The organism is Streptomyces sp. NPDC127038 (assembly GCF_042725875.1).
Lineage (GTDB): Bacteria > Actinomycetota > Actinomycetes > Streptomycetales > Streptomycetaceae > Streptomyces.
Window position 1 is genome coordinate 11529 of the sequence record NZ_JBHXDQ010000057.1, and the last position, 22776, is coordinate 34304.

Consider the following 22776-nt stretch of genomic DNA (forward strand, 5'->3'; position numbering starts at 1 on the left):
GCACCAGCCGGGGCCGGGACGGGATCCGCGTACGGCACCGCACCAGCCGAAGCCGGGGCGGAGTCCGCGTACGGCACCGCACCAGCCGAAGCCGGGACGGGATCCGCGTACGGCACCGCACCAGCCGGGGCCGGGGCGGAGTCCGCGTGCTGCGCCGCCCGGTCCGGGGCAGGGGCGGAGTCCGCGTACGGCACCGCACCAGCCGGGGCCGGGACGGGATCCGCGTACGGCACCGCACCAGCCGAAGCCGGGGCGGAGTCCGCGTACGGCACCGCACCAGCCGAAGCCGGGGCGGGGTGTGGGTGTGTGGGGGTTGCCGGGGGGTGTCCGGCCTGGGGGTGCGGCCGGGTCGGGGGCATCGCGGGTCTCCTCGTCGTCGTGGCGGCCTTCGCCGTGCGGCCAGCAAGGGCGGGGGTGTTCACCGCAGCCGGCGCAGGGCGCTCTCGGCGTGCCAGCGCGCCAGGGTCAGGGTCTCGGTGCTGGCGCGTCCCAGCCGCTCGCGCACGTGCCGGCGGGCGTCGACGGGCAGGGCGCCGGGGCCCAGGACGTCGTGCACCGCGCTCTCGCGCAGCAGCACCTGGTGGGTGTGGGTGACCCGTACTCCCTGGGCGTCGGGTTCCAGGGACCATTCGCCGTAGTGGGCGGCGAGCGGGTCGGGGGCGAGGGTCGCCCGGTGGACGATGCGTCCGGCGGCCGGGAAGCACAGCCGTACCGCCCTGGTGACGGTGGTGTCCCCGGTGTCGGGGTCGCTGGTGTGCAGGAGGGTGTTCTGCACGCCGGGCCGGTCCTCGGTGACCTCGGCGTACTCGACGTGGGGGACGAGGTCGGCCCAGTCCGCGATGCGGTAGAGGAAGTCGTAGACAATCTCCGGGGAGCCCTGGACGTAGAGGCTGTCCTCGAAGGCGAGCAGCAGTTCGTCCAGGCAGTCCCAGCGCTCGGCGGCCTCGGCGACGGCCGCGAGTTCTCCCCGTACCTGTTCCTGGAGCGTCTCGCGGGTCTGTCCGGGGGCGGCCGGCTGTTCCTGGCACAGGGTCACCAGGCAGCGGCCGGAGGACTCGGGTGACACGTTCCAGCTGCCGTGGGCGGGGGCGTCGGGCAGGAGGGGGTCGCGCAGGTCGAAGTCGATACGGCGCTCGCGCGGGCGCAGCACGCGCCGCGCGAACACGGAACGAACCTGCCCCTGACCGCCCTGGCTGCCCTGTCCACTCTCGCTGCCCTGGCCGTGCCGGCCCTGGCTGTGGCGGCCGGGGCCCGGGCGCAGCTGCCACAGGCGCAGGCTGTCGCCGTCGCGGCTGGAGTCGACGCGTTCGACGTGGATGTAGGAGGGCAGCAGGACGGGCCAGCGGGGGGCGTCGGCGAGCAGCCCGTAGACGACGCCGGCCGGGGCCGCGACCGGGGCGGTGAGCCGGGCGGAGTGTTTTCGCTGCGACGCCATCGGCGGTCCCCTTCTCCTCCAGGTGTGATCAACGCTGCACGGCCGGGGCTGAGCGGTGCTCGATTCCTGGTGGAGCGGAACGGACGCGAAGGGCGGCGGTGTCTCAGGCGCGGGCCGGCGCGGCGCCGGCCGCGGGCCGGGCCAGGACGCTCTCGGGGCCGGACATCAGCAGGGAACGCTGGAGCTTGGCGAGCGCGGGCGAGGGCTCAAGGCCCATGGTGCGCACCAGGGTCGCGCGCAGCCGCTGGTAGGCGTCGAGGGCCTCGCCGCGGCGCCCGGAGCGGTAGAGGGCGAGCATGTACTGGCCGCACAGACTCTCGTGCAGGGGGTACTGGTTGATCAGCACGGTCAGCTCGGCGAGCAGCTCGCGGTGGCGGCCCAGCCGCAGATCGGCCTCGACGCGCTGGTCCAGGGCGCACAGCCGGCTCTCCTCCAGCCGCTTGGCCTCGGTACGCAGCTGGGGCCCGGTGTGGACGTCGGCCAGCGCCGGACCGGTCCACAGTCCCAGGGCCTGGCGCAGCAGACGCGCGGCCTGGGGATAGTCCTCGGCGTCCATGGCCCGGTACCCCGAGCCCGCGAGCCGCTCGAACTCGCGCACGTCACTGCGGCCGTCACCGTTCTTGAGGAGGTATCCGCCGGGAACGGTCAGCAGGACGTCCTTGGCCCGGTGCCGGCCGACACCACCCCCCACACCGACACCACCCCCGGCACCGGTACCGCCCCCGACACCGGTACCGCCCTCGGCACCAGTACCGCGGCCGCCGGCGGTGTCGTCCAGGGCGGCGCAGATGAGTTCGCGCAGCTGCAGGATGTAGGTCTGCAGGGTGGCGCGGGCACTGCGCGGCGGGTTGCTCCCCCACAGCTCCTCGGCCAGGACCCCCACCGGGACGACCTGCCCGGCCCGCAGCGCCAGCAGAGCCAGGACCTGGCGGGGCTTGGGCGCGGTGGGCGTGATGGAGACCGTGCCGAGCCGTACGGCGAGTGTGCCGAGCACATCGATGTCCACAGCGTCTCCCCCATTGGATTGGTGCCGTCGAATTGGTGCCGTCGAATTTGATGTCGCCGTGTGAAGCCGGTGCCGCCGCCGCTGCTGGTGCCGTCCAGGGCAGGACCCGGCCGCCCCCAGTAAAAAACAGCACGAGCGGTATGTCAATGGTGGAGGCCTGACCCCGCCAACGCTGGACACGGACTCGAGGCGGCCACAGGCCGCACGTGTCAACACACCTGAAACGGGATGTATCTGCCCGAAAAGGCAACCGAACCCGTACCGCACCCCACCGGCCGGACAGCCACCCCACCAGACTGGCCCGACGGTTTCAGCCGCCCCCCGACCCCGCAGACCACCCCGCACCATGGGCCTGCCGCTGTTCGTCATGGTCACCCCGGCCGGCACCTGGGCCGCAATCACCTTGATGGCCAGGCGCATCACCCGCCGAAGCTCTCGCGGGAGCGGACAGCCGGCCTCCCGCGAGGCCCACCGCGACCGATCCGATCGGCACCGACGGTCAGCAGTGCCACCGAGAAGTCACCGATCCCTCGAGTCAGTCCCGTTCTCGCACCACCACGACGACTTCATCAGCGCAACCGGCACCATCGAGACCGGTGTCCCGTTGCCCGGAAATCCCAGGTCGCGCTGCCGGACGGCACAGCCGGAGTCTTCCTGCGTCCACCAGGCCGGCACGCTCTGCCCGAGGGGTCTGTAGCGTGCGGCAATGACAAGAAGCGAGCGGCTCGCGGAGCAGTTGGACTGGTACTGGCACAAGAACCTGCGGCCACGGCTGGACGGTCTCACCGACGAGGAGTACTTCTGGGAGCCGGTGGACGGCTGCTGGAGCATCCGCCCACGTGGCACGTCGGCCGCACCGATGCCGGCGGGTTCAGGGAAGTGGACGATGGACTTCGCGTCCCCTGCCCCGGAACCGGCGCCGGTGACCACGATCGCCTGGCGGCTGGCGCACATCATCGTCTCGTGCCTGGCCCATCGGGTCGAGTGGTACTTCGACGGCCAGGACTTCGACGCCGAGGCGTTCGCCTACGCGGGGACCGCCGACGAGGCGCTGCAACAGCTCGACGAGATGTACGGGAGATGGAACGCGGGGGTCCGCGAACTCTCGGACGCCGACCTGGACAATCCACCCGCGACGGGTCCCGAGCCGTTCCCCATGGAGAACAGGGTCCTGCACGTCAACAGGGAGCTGATCCATCACGGCGCCGAAATCTCCCTGCTGCGCGACCTCTACCGCCGGCAGGACGGAGCCGCACCGCACCGAACATGAGCCGGGTCCGGCGCCAAGCAGCAGACGACCGGCCGCCCCCGCCACCCAGACCCCGCCGTCCGAACTCCGAGCCGGGCAAACACCCGGACCCCGCAGGCCGTCACGTCATGCCCGGCCCAGAAACAGGCACTCAGGACAAGGACCGGCCTTCGGCCCGCACCCCAGACCGACCAAGACACCTCACCGGATGCCCGAGACCGCCTCGGTTCCACAGAGACAGGACAGACAGCTCCAGAAATCCCCGGGCCCCGCAGCCACGCTCCACCAGCACTCGACACTGAACACTCGGCACTCGGCACTCGGCACTCGGCACTCGGCACTCGGCACTCGGCACTCGGCGGATGGTCCGCCGCATCAGGTCGGCGGGCTTCAGACGCCGTCGGCCGCACAGTTCACCGCGCAGCGTCCCGCCGTCCGGCAGGTCCCTACCGGGCCGGGACGGGCCGGCGGCTTCAGACGTTCCCGGCCCCGCAGTCCCGCACCGGCGCCCGGCCGCCGGGCGGGCCCGCGCCCGTCCGCCGGCCCGTCCGGTCCCCCGGCTCCGCCCGCTCCGGGTGCTCCGGGTGTTCGGGGCGCTCGGGGTGCTCGGGGTGGCCCTCCGGCCCCGGCCGGCCCCCTGGCTGCGTCTGCTCCGGCCGCCTCCCCGGTCCGGCGGGTTCACCGGCTCCGCCGGACCCAAGTCCGGGTCCGGGTTCAAGTCCGGGGTGGGGGTGGGGTTGCTGCGGGGAGGCGGTGAGCAGGGGCAGCAGGAAGGCCCACAAGCGTGCGGCCCGCTCCGGTGAGACCCATTCCAGGTCCCAGTCGCCGAGGGTCTCGAGGCCGACGGTCGCGGCGACGACGGCCGCGGCCGCGTCCTCGGAGCAGACCCCGCGGGCCAGTTCGCCTTCCTCCGCGGCCTGGGCGAGGAGGTCACGGACCCATTCGCACCACCACCGCACCAGCCCTCCCCCGCTCTCCTTGCGCGAGGGATCACGGCTCAGCTTGAAACCGGCCCGCACCACGGGATCACTGCCCACGGCGGCCAGCAGCAGGCGGGTCGTGTCCACGAGCGAGCCCAGGAGCGTGTCCCCCGCACCGCGGCATCCCGCCGCCAACTCCCCCACGAAATCGGCCGCGGCCCCCTCCACCTCCCGCGCCAGCGCCTCCTTGCTGGCGAAATGGAAGTGCAGGGCACCGGTGCTCACCCCGGCCCGCCGGCTGACCGCGGGCAGACTGGCCAGCGCATAGCCGTTGTCGGCGAAGACCTCGGCCGCGGCGACGATGAGCGCCTCACGCGTACGGGCCGCCCGCGCCTGCTTGACCATTGCACCCTCCCTGCCACCCGTCCCGGTCCCACCACCTTAGCAAACCGCACGTCTGGTTGGTTTACAAGGGCAGGAGACCCACCTCCACCCGGGAACGCCGACGACGACGGACGGAAAGCACGCTGCTCGCCCCACAGGCCACCCCGGCAACCCGCCCGCCCCCGCGTTCCGGGATCCCGTACGGAACCGGGTCCACCGGTCCGTTACCGGCCCGCGCAGGAAGCCCGGCCGGGATGAAACAGCGGAGACGCACGAGGCGCGGGGGAAATGCACCGGAAACCGCCGCCACCACACGGACGGAAGACGCCGCGGCAAACCAGCCATAAGGTTTGATTCCACGAACTTGGACGGGACTCCGGACAGAATCCCCGACGGCAGGCAGCGGCCGGGACGGGCAGGCGGGCAGCAGCCGGGACGGGCCGGCCGGCGGGACCAGGGTGCGGTGGCCGGGGTGTGCGGGCCGGTGAGCGGCGGCAGGCGGGCGGGCAGCGGCCAGGGCCGACCGGCGGGCAGCGGCCGGTGGACCGGGGTGTGCGGGTTGGTGAGCGGCGGGCCCGGGCGGGCCGGCGGCAGAGCCGTGCCGGCCTGGTCGGCGGGGGTCGGGTCAGCCGGCGGCGGGGCGGGCCGCCAGGCGCTCGGCCTCCTCCATGACCCGCAGGCCACGGTCCGGCGCGATGTCCAGGTTGACCAGGGCCGCGGGAGTGGCGATCGCCGGGAGGATGTGACGGTAGAGGACCGAGGCCCGCTCGGGCAGGTCACTCCAGTTGGCGTAGGCCTCCGACAGGAACTGCATGCCCAGCCAGGCGCCGAGGAAGAACTCCGCCGTCTCCTGCGGGTCGATGTGCGCCAGCACCTCGCCCTGCTCCTTGCCCTCGGCGAGCTTGCCCGCCACCAGCTCGGTCCACGCGGGCCACGCACTGCCGAACAGCTCCCGCCCCTGCAGATCACCCGACAGGCGGATGCCCGCCATCAGGACCACGTCCTTGGGGATCCGGTGGGCCAGCGTCATGCAGATGTCCACCCACTCCTGGAGCTTCAGCTCACGCGGCACCCAGTGATCACCCGTGATCTGCGCGTCGATGACCCCCCGCGCCAGCGCCTCCTTGGAACCGAAGTGGAAGTAGAGCGCCCCCTTGGTCACATCCGCACGCTCGAGGATCTCCGCGATCGTCGCCGCCGCATACCCACGCTCCGCGAACACCGCGGCAGCCGCCTCGACAACAGCGCGCCGGGTCCGTACCGCACGTTCCTGCCGCGCCATGGGACCCTCCAAGCCAGAAAAAACAAAACCGAACGTGAGGTACCTTACCCCACCCCCACACTCCTACCCGAGGCAGGACACACAAACCCCCACCCCCGAACCCCCCACCACCACCCCCCAGTTACCCCCACCACCACTCCCCCCACCAAGCCCCACAGCCCCCACCCGCACAGACCCACGCCACCCGACCACCCCCGCCCTGACCACCCCACACACCCGCCACAGCCCACCGGCACCGCTTCACCAAAGCCCCGCCCGCCGACACCCGCCGACCCGCCCTCGGCGCCCTCGGCCCTCGGCCCACGCCAAGGCGCAGCACCACCCATCGGCACGGCTCTACCGGGACGGCCCCACGGCACCGACCCGCAGGCGCCGCCAGCCTCCGGCCCCGCGGCTCCCGCTCACCGGTATCCCCCACCGGCACGGACCACCGGCACCCACCCGCCGCTTCACGAAAGCCCGCCCTCCCGCCGGCACCGGGCGATCCGCCGTCCGTCCGCACGCACCCGCGGCACCCGCAGAACCCTCGGAAACCACCCGCCGCCATCCGTGCGCACCGCTCCGCGGTATCCCCCGCCGACACGGACCACCGGCACCCACCCGCACCGCTTCACGAAAGCCCGCCCGTCCGTCGGCACCGGACGATCCGCCCCCGGTCCGCGCCACCGCGCAGCACCGGCGGCCGGCACGACTCCGCGGCTCCTGGCATCACCCGGCGGGCGGCCGAACGGCACCTGCGACACCGGCCCGCGGCACTCGCCCACCCCTCTTACGTGCGCACCGCCTCGCGGTACCCACCCACCGGACCGGGACCGGGACCGGTCCCTGCGTCCGCGCCGACGCGCAGCACCGGCCGCCGACACAGCCCGCGGCTCCCGGCCACCCACAACAGCCCACCGGGACGGGCCTGGTGGCATCCGCGGCAACGATCCGCAGCCCGTGCCCCCCGGAACCCGCCCGGCGGCACGAGCCCGCGCAACCCGCCTACCGCCCCGCGTCCGCGCCGCAGCCCGCACCCGCACCCGTGAACGAACCGAGCCCACAACCCACGAATCCGAGCGAACCCCTCGCCGTCGGCGCCTCCGCGCGCGATCCGTGGCATCCGCGCGCCGGGACGGTTACGCGGTTGGTGCGCGTGGTCAGCGGGCGGTGCGTCCTCCGTCGACGGACAGGGTCGCGCCGGTGACGAAGCTGGCCCCGTCGCTGCACAGCCAGGCCGCCGTCCGCGCCACCTCCTCGGGATCCGCGGCCCGCTGCTGCGGCGCGGAACCCAGAGCCCGCCGCGACAGCTCCGGACTCGCGAGCCAGTCCTGGACCATCTCCGAACGCGTGAGCCCCGGAGCGATCGCGTTGACCCGTATCCCGTCCCCGGCATACTCCACCGCGGCCGCCTTCGTCAGCCCGATCACCGCATGCTTGGAAGCGATGTACGGCGCGCCCGCCGAGGACGCCACCAGCCCACCGACACTGCTCGTGTTCACGATCGCGCCCCCGCCGCCCGCGAGCATCGCGGTGATCTCACTGCGCATGCAGTTCCACACCCCGCGCACGTTGACGTCCATCACCTCGTCGAACGCCGCGTCGTCCATCAGATGCAACGGCGACCGGTCCAGCCCCACACCCGCATTGTTGAACGCCACATCCAGCCGCCCGTACCGCTCCACCACCCACTCCACCGCACCCCGCACCTGCTCACCACACCGCACATCCACCACCCGGTACCCCGCCCGCGCACCACCGCGCTCCAACTCCCCCACCACCTCCCGCAACCGCCCCTCACGCCGCGCCACAAGAACCACCACCGCACCCTGCGCAGCAAACACCCGAGCCGCACCCGCACCGATCCCACTGCTCGCACCCGTGATCAACGCGACCTTCCCCGCCAACGGCAACACCCCGCTCACACCCCCACCCCCTCTCCCACACCAACACCAACACCGGCACCGGCACCGGCATCCACGAACGCGCCAACAGGATCCGGGCCCCGACCAGAACCCGGAACAAGCCCGGGCCCACACCGGGACCCGGACCGGGGCCCAGGTTGAGGCTCGGGCCCGGGCTGGAACTCAGGCCCGGGCTGGAACTCAGGTTGGGGACGGGACCCGGACTGCGGCCCGGGCTGGAACTCGGGTTGGGACTGGAACTCGGGTTGGGGACGGAGCTCGGGCCCGGGCTGGAGCTCGGGCCCGGGCTGGAGCTCGGGCCCGGGCTGGAGCTCGGGTTGGGGTTGAAGCTCGGGTTGGGAACGGGACCCGGACTGGGGCCGGGGCTGGGGTTGGGGCTCGGGGCGGGCCGGCCACACCATGTCCCGGGCGGCCTCCCCGTCCACGGTCCGCAGCAGCCTCTCGTCGATGCCGTCGAGACGGTCCACCACGTGCCGCACACCGATCTCACGCATCGCCCGGCGCTGGAAGCCATGCCGGAACGGGCTCGGATGCCCGATGAACGGCACCCGCTGCTCCCGCGCGTGCTCGGCGAAACGGGCCGCGTCGTCGATGAACAGCACCTGCCCTCGCCCCAGCCCGAAACACCGGGCGATCTCCCCGATCCCCGGCCGGAAACCATCGGTGCACACATACCCCGGCCCGCTGAACAACCCCCGCAACGACCCCAGATGAGCCTCGAAATGCGACTCCTCCAGCCCCCCGTAACACACCACCTGAACACCCAGCCCCCGCAACCGCCCCAGCAGAGCCTGCGCGCCGGCGTCCACCCGCACCGGATGCTCCCTCAAGTACTGCTCCCGCAACGCGAAATACGCCCCCACCGTCTCCCCCACCCCCGCACCCGACCCCGTCGCCTCGGCCAGCACCCGCGCCGCGAGCACCCGCGGCTGCGACAGCACCGCCCGCTCCAGCTCCCGCGTGTACGCCACCCCCCGCACCGTCACGAAACGATGAATCACCGGACTGAACGTGTCATTCAGCAGAACACCGTCGATATTGACGGCCACCAGCCGAAGAGTCCCCAAAGGCGCAGGCATCCTGGTCTCCCTGTCACAGACAAAAAGAGAAAAAACGGAGAAAAACGGAGAAGAAACCGCCACCCGCACCACCCGCCACCGGACCCCCACCCGGCACCCCCACCACCCGAACACCAGCAAAGCAAACCGTCAAGCAGGTTTTTGCCGGGCGTCAGCCCGTGACCGAGTGGCACATTTCGCCGTGACACCGCAAAACGGAGTCACTTATTCATGTTTCCGCCGCAAACTTGGTGAAGTCTTTACTCTTCTGCTCCGGCCAACAAAACCGGTAGGTCCGTATCTTATGGAGTCGTCGGACGCGGCTACAAGACGGGGGGCAACGATGAACCTGACCACCACCCACAGCGCCACGCACAACGCCACAGCGACGCAGGACTTACCCCGCCTGACCACCACGGTCCCCCGGGAATACGTCCACCGCGCCAGCCTCGCCGAGGTCTTCCTCACCGCCTGCACCCCCAACGGCCCCCTCGACTACACCCTCACCGGCCAGTGGCCCCGCGCCCACACCTACTTCAACACCCCCGACAACACCGGCCACGACCCCCTCCAGATCGCCGAGACCCTCCGCCAGACCGGCATCTTCCTCGCCCACACCGAACTCGGCGTCCCCCTCGGCCACCACTTCGTCATGTGGGCCCTCACCTACACCACCGACCCCGCCCACCTCCACATCCAAGGCCGCCCCACCGACTTCACCATCCACGCCCGCTGCACCGAACTCCACCAACGCCGCACCACCATCAACCGCGCCACCATCACCATGACCATCCACCGCGACACCACCCCCATCGCCCACGGCACCACCACCTTCTCCACCATCACCCCCACCGTCTACACCCGCCTCCGCGGCACCACCCCCCACCCCACACCCCCACCACCCCCCACAAGCACCAGAACAGGCACCGGAACGGGGACCGGCGGCGCCGGCACGGGCACAGGGGCGCGGACAGGCATGGCTACGGGCACAGGCGCCGGCACGCGACCGGGCACAGGCACGGGTGCGGGAACAGGCGCGGGAACGGGTACAGGAGCCGGTACGGGCTCAAGCACGGACGCGGACACGGGAATGCGTACAGGCGCAGGCCCAGGCGGGGCTACAGGAACGGGCACGGGAACGGGCACAGTTACGGGAACGGCCACGGGCACAGGTACCGGAATGGCTCCGGACACGGGAACGGGCGCGGGTACGGGTCGGGGCACGGCCGCTCTCATGGCACCCGCCGACGTCGGCCGTCACAACCCCGCCGACGTCGTCCTCACCCCCACCCCCCACCCCAACAGGTGGCTCCTCACCCCCAACCTCAACCACCCCATCCACTTCGACCACACCAGCGACCACCTCCCCGGCATGGTCCTCCTCGAAGCCGCCCGCCAAGCCGCCCACGCCACCCTCAAAAACCCCCACTTCACCCCCACCACCACCCACACCACCTTCACCCACTACACCGAATACGACCACCCCTGCCACATCCACACCCACACCACCCCCGACAACAACAACACCACCACCATCCACATCACCGGCCACCAACAAAACCGCACCACCTTCACCACCACCATCACCGGCCCCACCACATAAAACGCCACCCACCCAAAACCAGACCAGCAACAGCACCCGCACCAAAAGCCGTCAGGGCACCCACACCCACACCCACACCCACACCCACAACAGCGACAAGCCACACCCCCCACACCAACGACGGCGACGGGCCACCCAGCAACAGCAACAGGATCGGCTCAACACAGCAACAACGACAGCAGCACCCACACCCCCCGCACCCGCACCCGCACCCGCACCCGCACCCGCACCCGCACCAGACCCTGAACCAGGCACAAACCCCCCAGCAACACGCCTTGGTAAAGCACACCATTGAGCCTTTTGCGCCTTTCCACCTTGATCAGTCAGCGAGTTCGAGTGCGACGGCGGCGGTCACTTCCGCCCCGGAACGGAACGCGGACAACAGGACCCGCGTCCGCCCCGTCACCCCAGGTCGTCAGCGGCGAGAGCGGCGGGTATGCCGTGGATCCGGGCCACGGCCAGATCGCGCACGGCTCCGGGTAGCGCGTCAGAGGCCCAGATCAGGCGACCGGCTGGATCCGCGAGGACCTGCACGTTCATCACATGCTGCGTGCGGGCGGCGGCGTTGAGGACGCCTGCTGGTCGCGGACTCCCGATTGACCAGGACGGCCACGCCTGGCGACCATGATCAGCCCAAACTGCACCTACGGCGCGCATCGAAGGGCACACTGTCCCTGCTGACCGTCCTGCCCGGCACTTCCTTGCCGAACATGGCTGCTGAGTCCGTCGGTTTCCTGCTCCGTCATCCACGCCCGCCTAGCCCTCTCAAAGAACGGTCTGGGCGGAGGCGTGAAGGATTTGACGGGACGGGCAGGGACGTCCTGGAGCACGCAGCCCGGCCAGTGAGGACCGTAGCCTTCGCCGATCTGTGTACTCAGGTCAAGGGCCAAGGAGAGCTCGCGAAGTCTGCTCAGGCGCAGGTGCTTCGCGGCGGAGCACGTCGAAAAGTCGCTGCAGCGGATCGTGGCCGAGGTGGCGCCGCAGTTCACTTGAATACGCTGCGCACACGTGTCTTGCCTCACCTTCGAGGCCGCTGGGCAACCCTTCCAGCACTGAGATCTTCTCTCTGGGGTGAAGATCTTGAAGGGGCGACCTCGCCTACTCATACTCCTGACCCTGGCCGTCGTGGCGGCCGTGACAGCAACCGTCGTCATGGTCATCCAGGCGAACACGATGGAGACCCTCTCCCCGAGCGAAGAACGTGGCCGGGCCGCGTCTGAAACAGTCGTACCGTCGGGGCAGGTGGACTGCAGGACGGTCAAGTGCATCGCGCTCACCTTCGACGGAAACCCGGGCGAACCCACCGACCGACTGATGGACATCCTGAAGGAGTACGGGGCGCCGTCGACGTTCTTCCTCGAGGGCCGACGCATCCACAAGTTCCCGGATGTGGTGCGACGGATCGCCAAGGAAGGCCACGAGATCGGCGACCACACCTGGACGCACGCGGTGCTGACCGATGTCTCTGACGCACAGATCCGCGTCGAACTGCGCCGCACAGCTCGAGCCATCTCCAGCATCACCGGCAGCGAACCGACACTGATGCGCCCGCCCCAGGGCCGCACCGACGACCGCGTCTCCAAGGTCTCGAAAGAACTGGGGATGGCGCAGGTGTTATGGACGGTGACCGCGAAGGATTACCAGACGAACGACACCGCGCTCATCACCAAGCGCGTGCTCGCGGGTGCCAGTCGCGACGGGATCATCCTGCTCCACCCGCTACACAAGGGCACCGTGCCCGCCATGCCTGCCATCCTGAAGGAACTCAGCAAGCAGCACTACACCTTCGTGACCGTCTCCCAACTGCTCGCCCCGGCCAAGGCCGAGCCCGGCAAGATCTACAGGTGACTGACCGAACTTGTTCCTCTGAGTGGTGATCGGGTTTGCCGTTCGGGTGGGCGTCGATGGACGCTGAACCGAACGGCAGACGGAGGGATCGTCAGGCGGCTGGGGTGAGGGGAGTTGGGGCCGCGTCGGTTCGGCGGTTTCGTCGGGTGAGGTGGCGGGCCATGAGGGTGAAGGCCCACTGGACGTGGGCTTTGGCGTGGGACCGGCACCGACGTCCGACCTGTTCACGCTGGTGTCCGCGACGGCGCTCGGCGCTGCGGCGGCCCTGCTCTGCCAGCGGCTGCACCGCAGCCTCGGCGGCTGAGCGGCATTCCTGCCCCGGGGCATCAGGCCGATTGAGGACGCCGCAGCCCTTCGAGGAGGAGGTCGATCAAGCGCCGGGGGTCATAGCGCGGGTCGCTGTCGCGTCCGATGCAGAGGTTGCCGATTCCGCGCATCAGTTCGTAGGGCTGTATGCCGGGTTTGATGGCGCCGGCGTCGGCCGCGGCGTCGAGCAGTTGGGCGCTTACTGGCAGCAGGCGGTCGATGAAGTAGGTGTGCAGCGCGGCGAAGCGGTCGCTGTCGGACTGCAGGGCGTCGGCGAGTCCGTGCTTGGTGACCAGGAAGTCGACGAAGAGGTCGACCCACTGGCGCAGTGCGTCGAACGGGGAGTCGGCACCGGCTAGCAGGCTCGGTCCTGCCTCGGCGCATTCCTCGATCTGGTGGTGGTAGACGGCGGTGACGAGATCCGCCCGGGTCGGGAAGTGACGGTAGATCGTGGCCATCCCGACGCCCGCCCTGGCCGCGATCTGGCGGATCGGCGCGTCGACGCCGGAGGTGACGAACACCTCAGCGGCGGCGGCGAGTACGGCCCGCTGGTTGCGCTGCGCGTCGGCCCGCTTGCTTCGGGTCGACGCCTTCTCGCTGGGGCTCTCGGCGGTCATCACGCTTTCCTTTCAACGCCGCTTGACGAAACGGAGCATCGTTCCGGATACTAATTGGAGCGGCGCTCCGCTTCAGGTTAGCCGAAGCGGGGCTCCTGACTGCCTCGTCAGTCGCCGGTCAACCGAGACGGGCGGCAGGGTGCACAGAAGGGCAACCAGCGCATGATGAGCACATCCACCTCCACCATCGACACTCCTCTCCCGGTCCTGTCCTACGGCCCGGTGGTGCTGCCCGTGCCTGGACGTCCCGTGGACCTCCAGATACGTGTCTCCGCGCCCGAGACCGGGAGCGGCCTACCCGTCATCCTGCTCTCCCACGGCCAGGGCCCCTCGAACAACCTCTCCTCGCTGAACGGCTATGCGCCGCTCGTCAACTTCTGGGCGGCCTGCGGATTCGTCGTCATCCAGCCCACCCACCTCACCTCCCGGACGTTGAGCCACCTGGTCGCCGATGCTCCCGGCGCCCCCTTCTTCTGGCGCTCGCGCGCCGAGGACATGAGCCACATCCTCGACCGGCTCGACGTGATCGAGAAGGCCGTGCCACTGCTCGCCGGGCGGATCGACCGCACCAAGGTCGCCGTCGCCGGACACTCCTTCGGCGGCTTCACCTCCAGTCTCCTGCTCGGCGCCCGGGTCACCGACCCCGACACCGGGCAGGAAGTGAGCCTCAGCGAGCCCCGGATCAAGGCGGGCGTGCTGCTGGCCTCGCCCGGCAGGGGCGACGTCATCAACGGGCCGATCGCCAACGCGCTGCCGGTCCTTGGGACCATCGACTTCTCCACGATGACCACACCCGCACTGGTCATTGCCGGCGACGAGGACGACTCCCGGCACTTCACGGACATGGGGCCGGACTGGCACGCCGACCCCTACACCCTCGGCCCCAGCCCCAAGTCCCTGCTCACCCTGTTCGGCGCAGGGCACGCACTCGGCGGGATCCCCGGATACGACGTCGCCGAGACCACGGACGAGAGCCCCGAGCGAGTGGCCGCCGTTGGCCGGCTCACCGCGGCCTACCTCCGCAGCCGGCTCCACCCCGGTGACAACGCTTGGCAGGCGGCACGCGAGGCATTGGCGACCAGCCCCGACCCGGTCGGACGGGTCGAAGCCAAGTAGCCGCCCCCGGGCACGTCCTGCACCGGACGTCCGCACCGTCGCCGACCGAACCGCCTCTCCCCCCTCGCCGTCCTGAACGAGTGGCTGATCGCATGGAAGCAGGCGGGCAGCCTCACCCGCGTGCGCTGTGCCGAGGGGGACCTCCGCCCGGCCCATCAGGGCCGACAGGCCAAGCGGACGCCAGCAACCCGGGCTGGAGCATGACGGCCCCCGCCCGGGCCCCAGGGGACCGGCCTGATCGTGAGCACCGAACGGATCGGTACCGCGTTGCGCAGTCGCCGCGCGAACCCGGCGAGATCCTCCACGCCGACAGCCCCGCCAGCCCAGACCCCGGCCCTCCAGTAACCACCACCACAACGCCAAGCCGTGCACATAACCTCAAAGACCTGGGCATCGCCCTGACCTGGGAAAGAGGTTGTGACACAGCTTCTCAACTTAGCTAAATTCGCGCTTCAAAGGGCCTTCCGACTTCCGACCCGCCACGAAAACTCCAGGTCAGGACGATACGGCGCCACCACTGGAAATCCTGAAATGATCACTAGATCAGCAGGTCAGCGCATTACTCAGGCAGTGCTCCATGGCGGATTTGTCAGATTATTCCTTTCTCGGGCACGGGAACCTTCTGAAGCTCCCGACTTGGACGCCTGGCCCGATCCGTGGTACCGGAGGTACCATCGGTACCATGTCACCTACCAAGGCCATGAACCTACGTTTCCCTGATCCGGACCAGCGCGCTGCGATCGAGGCGGCCGCGCGGCAGGAGGGTGTCAGCCTGCAGGAGTACATCCTGTCCGCCGCCTACGCCCGTGCCACGGCTGTGGAGGAGCGCTTCCTCGACGCGTTCAGGGGGTCGATGTCCCGCAGCGGCGACGCGTTCGCCGAGGAGGCCGGCGCGGCCGGTGCCGACGCGGAGCAGCGCGCCGCGGAGCTGGAGGCGCGACGGGATCTTGAGGAGCAGCAGAAGCGGGGCCACGCCGCGTGACCGTGAATGAGCCGGTTCAGCCGCTTGAGGTGCCGTTCTTGCTCCACGCCGCGCAGTTGCTGCCTGGTGATCCGCAAGTCGACGACTACGGTCCGCTCTACGCGGCCGTCGCCCGGGTCAACGCTCGGGCGTTGGAGCATGACATCTACGGCTCGGTGTATCTCAGGGCGGCCGCGCTGCTTCAGACGCTGGTGAGACTGCCGTGTCTGGAGCATTCCAACGAGGCTTTCGCCTGGCATGCCGCAGAGGCGTACCTGGCTCTGAACGGGTGCCTACTCGACTACGTACCGAAGGAGGCCGTCTCTCTGGTGCGGGATACGGCTTCCGGAGCGATGGGGGTTGGGTTGATCGGCCGTCAGCTGCGTGCTTGGAGCGTCTCCTGACCTGGCTGGTGTGTTAATCCACGTGCTGTCCGGCCATCGGGTTGGCCCTGCGGCTGCGGGGTTTGACGGCGCGATCTGCTGAGACAGAGCGGTGACGACGCGGGAAGGGCTCGGGCGGCCGAGGTGCTCGGCCATCCAGCGGCTTGTGTCGCCCAAGGCGTTCAGGTCGACTCCGGTGTGGATGCCGAGTCCATTCAGCATCCACACCAGGTGTCGGCGTACAAGTGATCGTGGCCCTGGCAAGATTTCCGTGAAGTTGGGGTATGCCACCATGCGCCGGTGACGCACCGTCACAGGAAGCGGCATTGTCGGCAAGTGTGATGACCTCGTACGGATCGTGTCTCCGCACCTCGATGCGGTGCGGGTGGAACGGGTGTGGGTGGCGGGCGGCGTGGTCCGTATCGGGGCGTGCACCCGGGAGTTGACGGTGGCGTGTCCGGACTGCGGCCGCGGTTCCGCGCGGACGCACAGTCGCTATAGCCGCACGCTGGCCGATGTCGCTGTTGGTGGCCGCCCGGTCATGGGGGTAGCGGCGGTAAAGCCACGGGCGGCTGACCGGCGCGGTGGAGATCGCGCTACAGCGGGTGAGGAACAGGTGGGGGTTGGCGGTGCGGGGCCAGGTCGCGGGTGCGGTGGGCGAGGTAGGCGCTCAGACGGGCCCGGACCGGGTCGGCGAGCAGGACGGTGCGATGGTCGCGAACGACCGCGGTAATGATCTCGTCCGGGAGCAGCCTGTCTGAGTTGATGAACTCGGCGGATCTGATCCCCAGCTCAGTGCCCTGGGAGAGGTGAGCGCGCATGAGGTCGCCGAACTTGGATGTGCGGCACGGTCAGGGCTTCAGCAAGCGAAGCAGTGGGCGCTTCCCGCCCGGACCCCGGTAGACGCAACAGTACGAGGCGCATCGGCGCATCGCTCCTTCGCTTGGCTCCGCCTCAATCACACATCTATCCGCGGGCTGGATGTGAGGATCCAGGCCCCTGAACCGGAGCGATGGGACTTTCTGTCCGGTCGGGTCGCCAGGGCGAGTTGCCACCGAGAGGTGCGATCCTTCCGCGTTGTCGCCGCGATCGTCGACGTCCAGCCTGTCCCCGGTTCACGCGTTGCTTTGCCAGGAGCGCAGCCGGTCGGCGATGTCGTAGACGGTGAGTCGTAGGGCGCGGATGTCGGTGATCAGATCTCGCCACAGTTCGAAGGAGTCGTCGACCTCCTGGCTGGAGGCCCGGATGTAGGCCACCGCCACGCCGTACGCGAAGTACGCGTTGCGGGCCGGCAGCGGGCGCAGCAGGACCAGTTGTTCCAGCAGAGCGGCGGCCCGCCAGTAGGCGTCGGGCTCGCCGAATTCCAGCTGAGGGGTGTTGACACAGTGCCGGGCGACGGCGGCCACCAGGCCGGAGTAGTCCCGCACTCCGAGCTCCTTGCCGAGCAGTTCCTCTTGCCGGTCGAGGAGCCATCGGATGTCGATGTGCAGGTCCAAGGGTCAGGCCGCCCGCCCCGTGCTGGTGTGGTGGCCGGGTGCGTCGTCGGGGAAGGCGTCGTCGAAGGCCTCGGCCAGGCCGGGGCGGGCGATGATGCCGCGGAACTCGGCCGTCGCACGGCTCAGCGCGATCTGGTTCTCTTCGACTCTGGCCAGCTCGGCCAGGTAGGCGCGCATGCTCTGTCCGCGGGCTGCTGCGACCGCAGCGAATCGGTCCCTGGTCTCGGAGTCAACCTTCACAGTGGTGTCAGCCATACATCGAGTATGCACCCGTGGGTACCTTTGCGAATACCCGTTACGCACTTACGGCCTCTGACTACGTTCCGTCGTCGACGAGGTCCGGTGTGAGGTCGCCGCGGACAGCTGGTAACAGGCACGTATTCGGACCGCGTCGTATTCCCCGGGTGTTCAGGAGGGTCGGCGGCGAGGAGGACCCGAACACGGCCCGGCCGAGTCCTGTGCCCTGGTCGGACTCCCGAGACGCCACCTGGCGCGCTGCCGACGGAGCGTGCCACGTCGCTGGTGGCGCGCGGCCGCCCGCAACGGCCGGCCGGACCCTCCCAGACCTGCAGGTGGCGCACGCAAGGCCAGGAAAGGCTCACCGTCCAGCTGGCTTGAGCGTCTGGGCGGTCACGTTATGCCTCCGGTATCAGGTACGGCGGGGGTCCCTTGGATCGCCACGAGCCCGCACCGGATGGACAGGCGACCCCCCTCGCCCAGTGGCAACGCTCTTGCGGTGCGGCTCTCATACGAGTAGTCCTGTCTCTTGGGCATGAGGATCCCGGCACCGCCATCGCACGGAGTGCCCCTCCAGCGGGTGATCCACACTGCGAAACTGCGGGCACCACGGCTGATCCCGCCCCTACCAGGGCGGCCTGCCCGGCCGCTGCAAGGCTCTGACCTAGTGCGGCGTGCTCCACAGCTCTCCGCTGGAACACAGGCGGGCCCCCATGTTGCGCTCCATCATTCGCAGCGCCGCATCGGCGAGGTCGGCGTGGATGTAGGCCACCGCGTCTCGTGGAACGGTGACGTCAAAGTGACGGATGTGCGCGTCCAACGCCGAATAGAGCACGCACTGCTCGGTGACCTGGCCACACAGGACCAAGCGATCGATACCTTGCTGGGAGAGCAGATAGTTAAGCAGCGTCTCAAAAAACACCGAGTGGCGGGCTTTGACGACGAACAGCGAGGCATCGTCAGGGCGCAAGGGTTCGACCAGGGACGCGTGCGGCCCGGCAAGTGCTTTGGCGAGCAGTTCTCCGTGGTGCGACCGCCATTCTGCAAAGTTGTCGTTGACGTAGACGACCGGCACGTCGTTACAGCGCGCCCGTTTCAAAAGAGTGGCTGCTTGCGGCACTATTTCCGCCACTGAGGGCAGGAGAAGGTTGGCGTCGGCGTGATCGTAGGTGTTGATCATATCGATGACGATCAGTGCGGTCTTGCCCATTGCATGGTCCTGTGTGTTCATAGAGCCGCTGGACATGCGGGGCCAGCAACACGTCCTGACATCACCGCCCGCCGGTCGCGCCTCTGGGAGCGGTCCGCGTTCAACCGGGACCAGGTATGGACCAACCGAATACGTGGGTCAAGGAGTTGCTGTATTCCGGCTCTGCTACGGCGAAAGAGGGAATCGGCACAGACATGCAGGCATTGCAACGCGCTTCGCGGCTGCCCAGCACAAAGCCCCGGGTGCCCCTGAGATCATCCTGCAAACACTCACGGGTCGGATACCGCGGGCCCAGAGCAGTCGGCGGTATTTGTCGTGGTCGTAGGCGCGGTCTGCGAGGAGCGGGCCAGGTCGGCGTCTGGGCCGGCCGACGGCGCCGGCCACGGCTGGGATCTTGTCGATCAGGGACAGCAACTGGATGGCGTCGTTGCGGTTTCCGCCGGTCAGCTACACCGCGAGCGGGATGCCCTGGGCGTCGGTGACGACGTGGTGCTTGCTGCCCGGCCGTGCGCGGTCGACCGGGCTGGGTCCGCTTTTGGGCCCCGTCGGGCGGCCCGCACGTGGGAGGAGTCGATCACCGCCCGTGACCAATCGAGCTTCTTCGCGGCCCGCAGATTCCTCAGCAGCACGGACAGGATCCCGCATAGAGCCTGCCGGTCCGGCACTCGAAGCCTGCCCTCCACCAGCTTCGGGCCCGGCTCGGGCAGCAACGACTCGGCACCTCGCCGACGCCCGGCCTCAAAGCCGACCACGGACTTCCTCACAGCCACGACCCGCCCACACTGGAGGCGGTGAAGGCGGTACGCCGCTGCACACGCCACCAGCTGCGCGACGCCGCGGACCGGATCCGCTGGGAGGGCCCCACACCCCGGTGGTCACCTCCCGCACGTTCCAGCAGCTGGCCCGCCGGTGCGGCGCAGCCCCCGTGCGCCTCGGTCCCTTTCGTCCTGCGGATCAGCCCGAACGCGCTCAGCGCTGCTCGCTATCTGCGCACCGCGTGCCGCGCAGAGCCTGGCGGAGCGGTGGTCGGGCACACCGCCATGAAGCTCATGGGCCTGAACATGGTCGCAGTCTGCCCATGGGCCATACGCGAGGGCGTCCTTCTTCTGCGATGCGTCGAGGACAGCCTCGAGTGGTGGCCGTCCATCCTCCCGGATACGCCCGATGGCCGCGCCGGTCTCCGTCTCAAGGGCTGATGACCGAGTCGTCTTCGGGGCGAGCGCCAGGCAGCTGGTAGCGGGCTGCGATCAGCGCGGTGTCGATGTCACCGGTGCCCGTGGCCACGCACAGGGTGTAGGAAACGTCGTCCATACGCTGGCGCACCTCGTCGCTGCCGTTCTCGGCATGCAGAAGGCGCAGCGTTTCGTACTGCTCGATCAGGTTCATCAAAACTGCCGGATGTGCCATGAGCATGAGAGCCTCCTTGCTGATCCCCCCGGACGCGCCTGGCATACCCCTCGACCTGCACCCGAAGACGGGCGGGCTGGGATCAGCCCCTTTTCTGGCGTCAGGCTCACGTAGGGCGAGGGAGCCGTCCACGAGCCCCTCACGCTGCCATTACCGGCCGAGAGCGTTCTCCAACTGCTGTTTATTCACCGCGGAACGGCCGTGGATGTTGCGTTTCTTTGCCTCTTCGTACAGCTGGTCCCTGGTAGGGCCCTGTGCGCCGCTGTGGGAGCGCTGTCCGCCGCGCTGGGAGGCCGATTTGCGGTCCTGGGTGGACGTTTTGCTGGCGGTCTTCGACTCCCCGGAACGGGCCCGCTCCTTGTTCACGGTCCGCGCAGCGATCTCCTTCGCCCGCTTCATCGACTCGCCGCGATCCTCGGCGCTCTCCTTGATGTGCTCGTACTGCCGCTCGCGTTTGGCGCTCGATCCTGCCGGCATGTCGCTGGTCCTTTCCTGCGCATCTGTAGGGGTGAACAGGTCGTTCACGGCGGCCAGGCGGTCCCGGCCTGTCAGGGATGGTCGGGCCGCTGACCTGGCGGTATTCCGCCGCTTTCGCCCCCGCCCTTGGCGCCTCTATCCGTGCCGTGGGCGTGGCCGCCCTTCTTCCGGGGCTGCTGCGCCTTGAGCTCGGCGCTGGGCTGCGCTGTCGCGGCACCCCTTTTGCTGCGCCGCTGTTCGGGTTGCTGCGGGTTCGACATCTTGAGACACCTCCGGGTGGGGGGATCGTCAGGACGACGAGTTCCCCCAAGCACAGGGAGGAACCACGCGCCCCACACCCTGCCCATCGACAGCTCTATTGGGGGCGGCGCCACCGCGACTCCAGCGGTGACGGACCGCCACCCCGACCCCGTAGCCGCCGCCCGGCCCGAAACCGCCAGGCACCCCTGGCGCAACCGCCCCGCGCGACCCAACCGCAGGCCGACCCCAACCAACGTGCTACGCCCGGCAGCGCCGCAGAGCCCCCCGTGAGGTCAATCCACGGGCCCGTTGGGTCCTCCTTCAGACACCATGCCTCTCGATGGCTGTCACTGCCGGTTCGAGGAGCGTTGGCGGTGTTCGTTCTCGCGCATTTCACGGGCCTGGCGGCCGATGTCGGTGACGCGATCCGCGAGGTCGGGATGAGCAGGACACAGATGAGGGCCCGCGTCCGAGAGAGCGCCCAGGAGTTGGGAGGGATCGCTGGCGTCGAGCGCGGCGTGCAGGGCGGTGAGGGAGTCGGCGGCCGCGGGTGGAAGGTCCGGCAGGGCGGTGATGGTTCCCGCGAGCTGGCGCAGAGCGGCGGCCTGGTCATGGGCCCAGGTCACGACGGAGCGGCTGGCCGCGCGCTGGTCGCGGGTGGCCTGCACACGCTGTTCCGGGCCAGCGCGATGCGCTGACCCGGCGTCGGCTCGAGCCGGAAGGAATACCGCAGATACACGGGACAAACCAAGGGCGAACCGGCTTTCCCTGCCCTGCTCCACAGGAGCTTCGTTCCCTCCCGGGGCGCCCAACAATTTACGGAGACCTGATGACATCAACTTCTGGAACAGGGTCCTGCACTGTGCTGCGAAGTGAACGGCAGGCAGCAAACCATCACAAGTGTCGGCCTATCGGTGTGAGGTGGCTGCGGGCGGGGACTCTTCACGTCATGAGGCTTCAGAGTGAAGCGCAGGCTCTACCGCCCAGTCGGGTGCCTACGGGATAACCACGGCGGCAGTATCTGCGGTAGTGGGAGCTGCGGCCGTGGACCCCTCCAGCGCCTGGTACCGACGCTTGGAGAAACCCGCATTCCAGCCTCCACCGTGGGCATTCGGTGAGGTGTGGACACCGTTGTACGCCTCTATCGCTTGGGCGGGCGGGCACGCTCTGCAACAGGCCGGGGGCAGGCGCCGCCGTGCACTGGCGGCCTCCTTCGGAGTGAACCTGGTGCTCAACACTGCGTGGAACTGGCTGTTCTTCCGCCGGCAGAGCCCGAAGGCCGGCCTGGTCGGCACACTCCTGCTCGACATGAGCAACGTTGTGCTTATCCGCCAGATGGCAGAGGTCGACCGGTCAGGAGCCCGAGCGCTGCTCCCCTACGCAGGATGGTGCGCATTCGCCACCGTCCTGAATGGGGCCATCGTCCAACGCAACTCGGCCTGAGTCGGGGCAAGAGCCGACGCGTGAGTAATGCGGCAAGGGGAGCGGGGCGGGGTGCGCATCGGTCGGGCAGGGGGCGCCGAACAGGCTCGGGCGTGACGCGGCGGCGTTGTTTTGCGTTGGCCTCATGCACGCTGGCGGGAACGGACGGGGCGCTGCCTGGACCCCTCAGGACCGGAGGACCTTCCTGCGTGCTG

At 69.5% G+C, this 22776-nt stretch carries 21 protein-coding genes and 4 pseudogenes; 8 read left to right on the forward strand and 17 right to left on the reverse strand.

Annotated elements, in window-relative coordinates; all coding sequences use genetic code 11:
- Window positions 1-418: 418 nt before the first annotated feature.
- Window positions 419-1435 (reverse strand): SRPBCC family protein, encoded by a 1017-nt coding sequence (locus ACFWI4_RS30870; RefSeq protein ID WP_387202901.1) that lies wholly within the window; start codon window positions 1433-1435, stop codon window positions 419-421.
- Window positions 1436-1538: 103 nt separating this feature from the next.
- Window positions 1539-2441, reverse strand: a complete 903-nt coding sequence (locus tag ACFWI4_RS30875) for a BTAD domain-containing putative transcriptional regulator (RefSeq protein ID WP_387202904.1) — start codon at window positions 2439-2441, stop codon at window positions 1539-1541.
- Window positions 2442-3147: 706 nt separating this feature from the next.
- On the opposite strand from ACFWI4_RS30875, the gene ACFWI4_RS30880 reads away from it, so the two are divergent.
- Window positions 3148-3711, forward strand: a complete 564-nt coding sequence (locus tag ACFWI4_RS30880; protein ID WP_387202907.1) for a DinB family protein — start codon at window positions 3148-3150, stop codon at window positions 3709-3711.
- A 452-nt stretch (window positions 3712-4163) separates the two neighbouring features.
- On the opposite strand, the gene ACFWI4_RS30885 is transcribed toward ACFWI4_RS30880, so the two are convergent.
- The 4 genes from ACFWI4_RS30885 to ACFWI4_RS30900 all read right to left on the reverse strand — a co-directional run bounded on the left by ACFWI4_RS30885 (window position 4164) and on the right by ACFWI4_RS30900 (window position 9229).
- Complete coding sequence (locus ACFWI4_RS30885) at window positions 4164-5015, reverse strand: ScbR family autoregulator-binding transcription factor (RefSeq protein WP_387202910.1); 852 nt, start codon at window positions 5013-5015, stop codon at window positions 4164-4166.
- 604 nt (window positions 5016-5619) lie between these two features.
- Window positions 5620-6276, reverse strand: a complete 657-nt coding sequence (locus ACFWI4_RS30890; protein ID WP_385392126.1) for a ScbR family autoregulator-binding transcription factor — start codon at window positions 6274-6276, stop codon at window positions 5620-5622.
- A gap of 1139 nt (window positions 6277-7415) precedes the next feature.
- Entirely contained in the window at window positions 7416-8180 is a 765-nt protein-coding gene (locus ACFWI4_RS30895; protein ID WP_387202914.1) for an SDR family NAD(P)-dependent oxidoreductase, read from the reverse strand.
- Complete coding sequence (locus tag ACFWI4_RS30900; protein ID WP_387202917.1) at window positions 8177-9229, reverse strand: hypothetical protein; 1053 nt, start codon at window positions 9227-9229, stop codon at window positions 8177-8179. The genes ACFWI4_RS30895 and ACFWI4_RS30900 overlap by 4 nt, the downstream gene beginning before the upstream one ends.
- 352 nt (window positions 9230-9581) lie before the next feature.
- Between ACFWI4_RS30900 and ACFWI4_RS30905 the strand changes: the two genes are divergently transcribed.
- Window positions 9582-10841 (forward strand): AfsA-related hotdog domain-containing protein, encoded by a 1260-nt coding sequence (locus ACFWI4_RS30905; RefSeq protein ID WP_387202920.1) that lies wholly within the window; start codon window positions 9582-9584, stop codon window positions 10839-10841.
- Between the two features lie 408 nt (window positions 10842-11249).
- Here the strand turns inward: ACFWI4_RS30905 and ACFWI4_RS30910 are convergent.
- Window positions 11250-11387 (reverse strand): annotated as a pseudogene (locus ACFWI4_RS30910) (IS5/IS1182 family transposase); the annotation flags it as partial.
- Window positions 11388-11912: 525 nt separating this feature from the next.
- Between ACFWI4_RS30910 and ACFWI4_RS30915 the strand changes: the two are divergent.
- On the forward strand, window positions 11913-12689 hold the full coding sequence (locus tag ACFWI4_RS30915) for a polysaccharide deacetylase family protein (RefSeq protein WP_387202923.1): 777 nt from the start codon (window positions 11913-11915) through the stop codon (window positions 12687-12689).
- 326 nt (window positions 12690-13015) lie between these two features.
- On the opposite strand, the gene ACFWI4_RS30920 is transcribed toward ACFWI4_RS30915, so the two are convergent.
- Entirely contained in the window at window positions 13016-13612 is a 597-nt protein-coding gene (locus ACFWI4_RS30920; RefSeq protein WP_339134839.1) for a TetR/AcrR family transcriptional regulator, read from the reverse strand.
- Between the two features lie 165 nt (window positions 13613-13777).
- On the opposite strand from ACFWI4_RS30920, the gene ACFWI4_RS30925 reads away from it, so the two are divergent.
- From ACFWI4_RS30925 to ACFWI4_RS30935, 3 genes are all read left to right on the forward strand, one after another.
- Window positions 13778-14728: an alpha/beta hydrolase family protein gene (locus tag ACFWI4_RS30925; protein WP_387203013.1), complete on the forward strand. Its 951-nt coding sequence runs from the start codon at window positions 13778-13780 to the stop codon at window positions 14726-14728.
- 682 nt (window positions 14729-15410) lie between these two features.
- On the forward strand, window positions 15411-15710 hold the full coding sequence (locus ACFWI4_RS30930) for a DUF1778 domain-containing protein (RefSeq protein ID WP_387202926.1): 300 nt from the start codon (window positions 15411-15413) through the stop codon (window positions 15708-15710).
- Complete coding sequence (locus ACFWI4_RS30935; RefSeq protein ID WP_387202929.1) at window positions 15707-16093, forward strand: fic family toxin-antitoxin system, toxin component; 387 nt, start codon at window positions 15707-15709, stop codon at window positions 16091-16093. The genes ACFWI4_RS30930 and ACFWI4_RS30935 overlap by 4 nt, the downstream gene beginning before the upstream one ends.
- Window positions 16094-16168: 75 nt before the next feature.
- Here ACFWI4_RS30935 and ACFWI4_RS30940 read toward each other — a convergent pair.
- From ACFWI4_RS30940 to ACFWI4_RS30965, 6 genes and pseudogenes are all read right to left on the reverse strand, one after another.
- Window positions 16169-16309, reverse strand: a pseudogene (locus tag ACFWI4_RS30940) (hydroxymethylglutaryl-CoA lyase); the annotation flags it as partial.
- 359 nt (window positions 16310-16668) lie between these two features.
- Window positions 16669-16893 (reverse strand): hypothetical protein, encoded by a 225-nt coding sequence (locus ACFWI4_RS30945; protein ID WP_387202931.1) that lies wholly within the window; start codon window positions 16891-16893, stop codon window positions 16669-16671.
- A gap of 294 nt (window positions 16894-17187) precedes the next feature.
- A complete protein-coding gene (locus ACFWI4_RS30950) occupies window positions 17188-17568 on the reverse strand; it encodes a toxin Doc (RefSeq protein WP_387202934.1) in 381 nt (126 codons plus the stop codon).
- Window positions 17569-17571: 3 nt separating this feature from the next.
- Window positions 17572-17823, reverse strand: a complete 252-nt coding sequence (locus tag ACFWI4_RS30955; protein ID WP_387202936.1) for an antitoxin MazE7 — start codon at window positions 17821-17823, stop codon at window positions 17572-17574.
- A 646-nt stretch (window positions 17824-18469) separates the two neighbouring features.
- A complete protein-coding gene (locus ACFWI4_RS30960; protein WP_387202939.1) occupies window positions 18470-19015 on the reverse strand; it encodes an isochorismatase family cysteine hydrolase in 546 nt (181 codons plus the stop codon).
- 204 nt (window positions 19016-19219) lie between these two features.
- Window positions 19220-19644: pseudogene (locus tag ACFWI4_RS30965) on the reverse strand (transposase); the annotation flags it as partial.
- Window positions 19645-19770: 126 nt separating this feature from the next.
- On the opposite strand from ACFWI4_RS30965, the pseudogene ACFWI4_RS30970 reads away from it, so the two are divergent.
- Window positions 19771-20211 (forward strand): annotated as a pseudogene (locus ACFWI4_RS30970) (Ppx/GppA family phosphatase); the annotation flags it as partial.
- Here the strand turns inward: ACFWI4_RS30970 and ACFWI4_RS30975 are convergent.
- The 3 genes from ACFWI4_RS30975 to ACFWI4_RS30985 form a co-directional block, all read right to left on the reverse strand.
- Window positions 20201-20428: a DUF5133 domain-containing protein gene (locus ACFWI4_RS30975; protein ID WP_387202942.1), complete on the reverse strand. Its 228-nt coding sequence runs from the start codon at window positions 20426-20428 to the stop codon at window positions 20201-20203. The pseudogene ACFWI4_RS30970 and the gene ACFWI4_RS30975 sit on opposite strands and share 11 nt — an antisense overlap.
- Before the next feature lie 144 nt (window positions 20429-20572).
- A complete protein-coding gene (locus tag ACFWI4_RS30980; protein ID WP_387202945.1) occupies window positions 20573-20899 on the reverse strand; it encodes a plasmid stabilization protein in 327 nt (108 codons plus the stop codon).
- Between the two features lie 587 nt (window positions 20900-21486).
- Complete coding sequence (locus tag ACFWI4_RS30985) at window positions 21487-21807, reverse strand: hypothetical protein (protein ID WP_387202948.1); 321 nt, start codon at window positions 21805-21807, stop codon at window positions 21487-21489.
- 334 nt (window positions 21808-22141) lie between these two features.
- Between ACFWI4_RS30985 and ACFWI4_RS30990 the strand changes: the two genes are divergently transcribed.
- On the forward strand, window positions 22142-22582 hold the full coding sequence (locus tag ACFWI4_RS30990; protein ID WP_387203016.1) for a TspO/MBR family protein: 441 nt from the start codon (window positions 22142-22144) through the stop codon (window positions 22580-22582).
- Window positions 22583-22776: the final 194 nt, after the last annotated feature.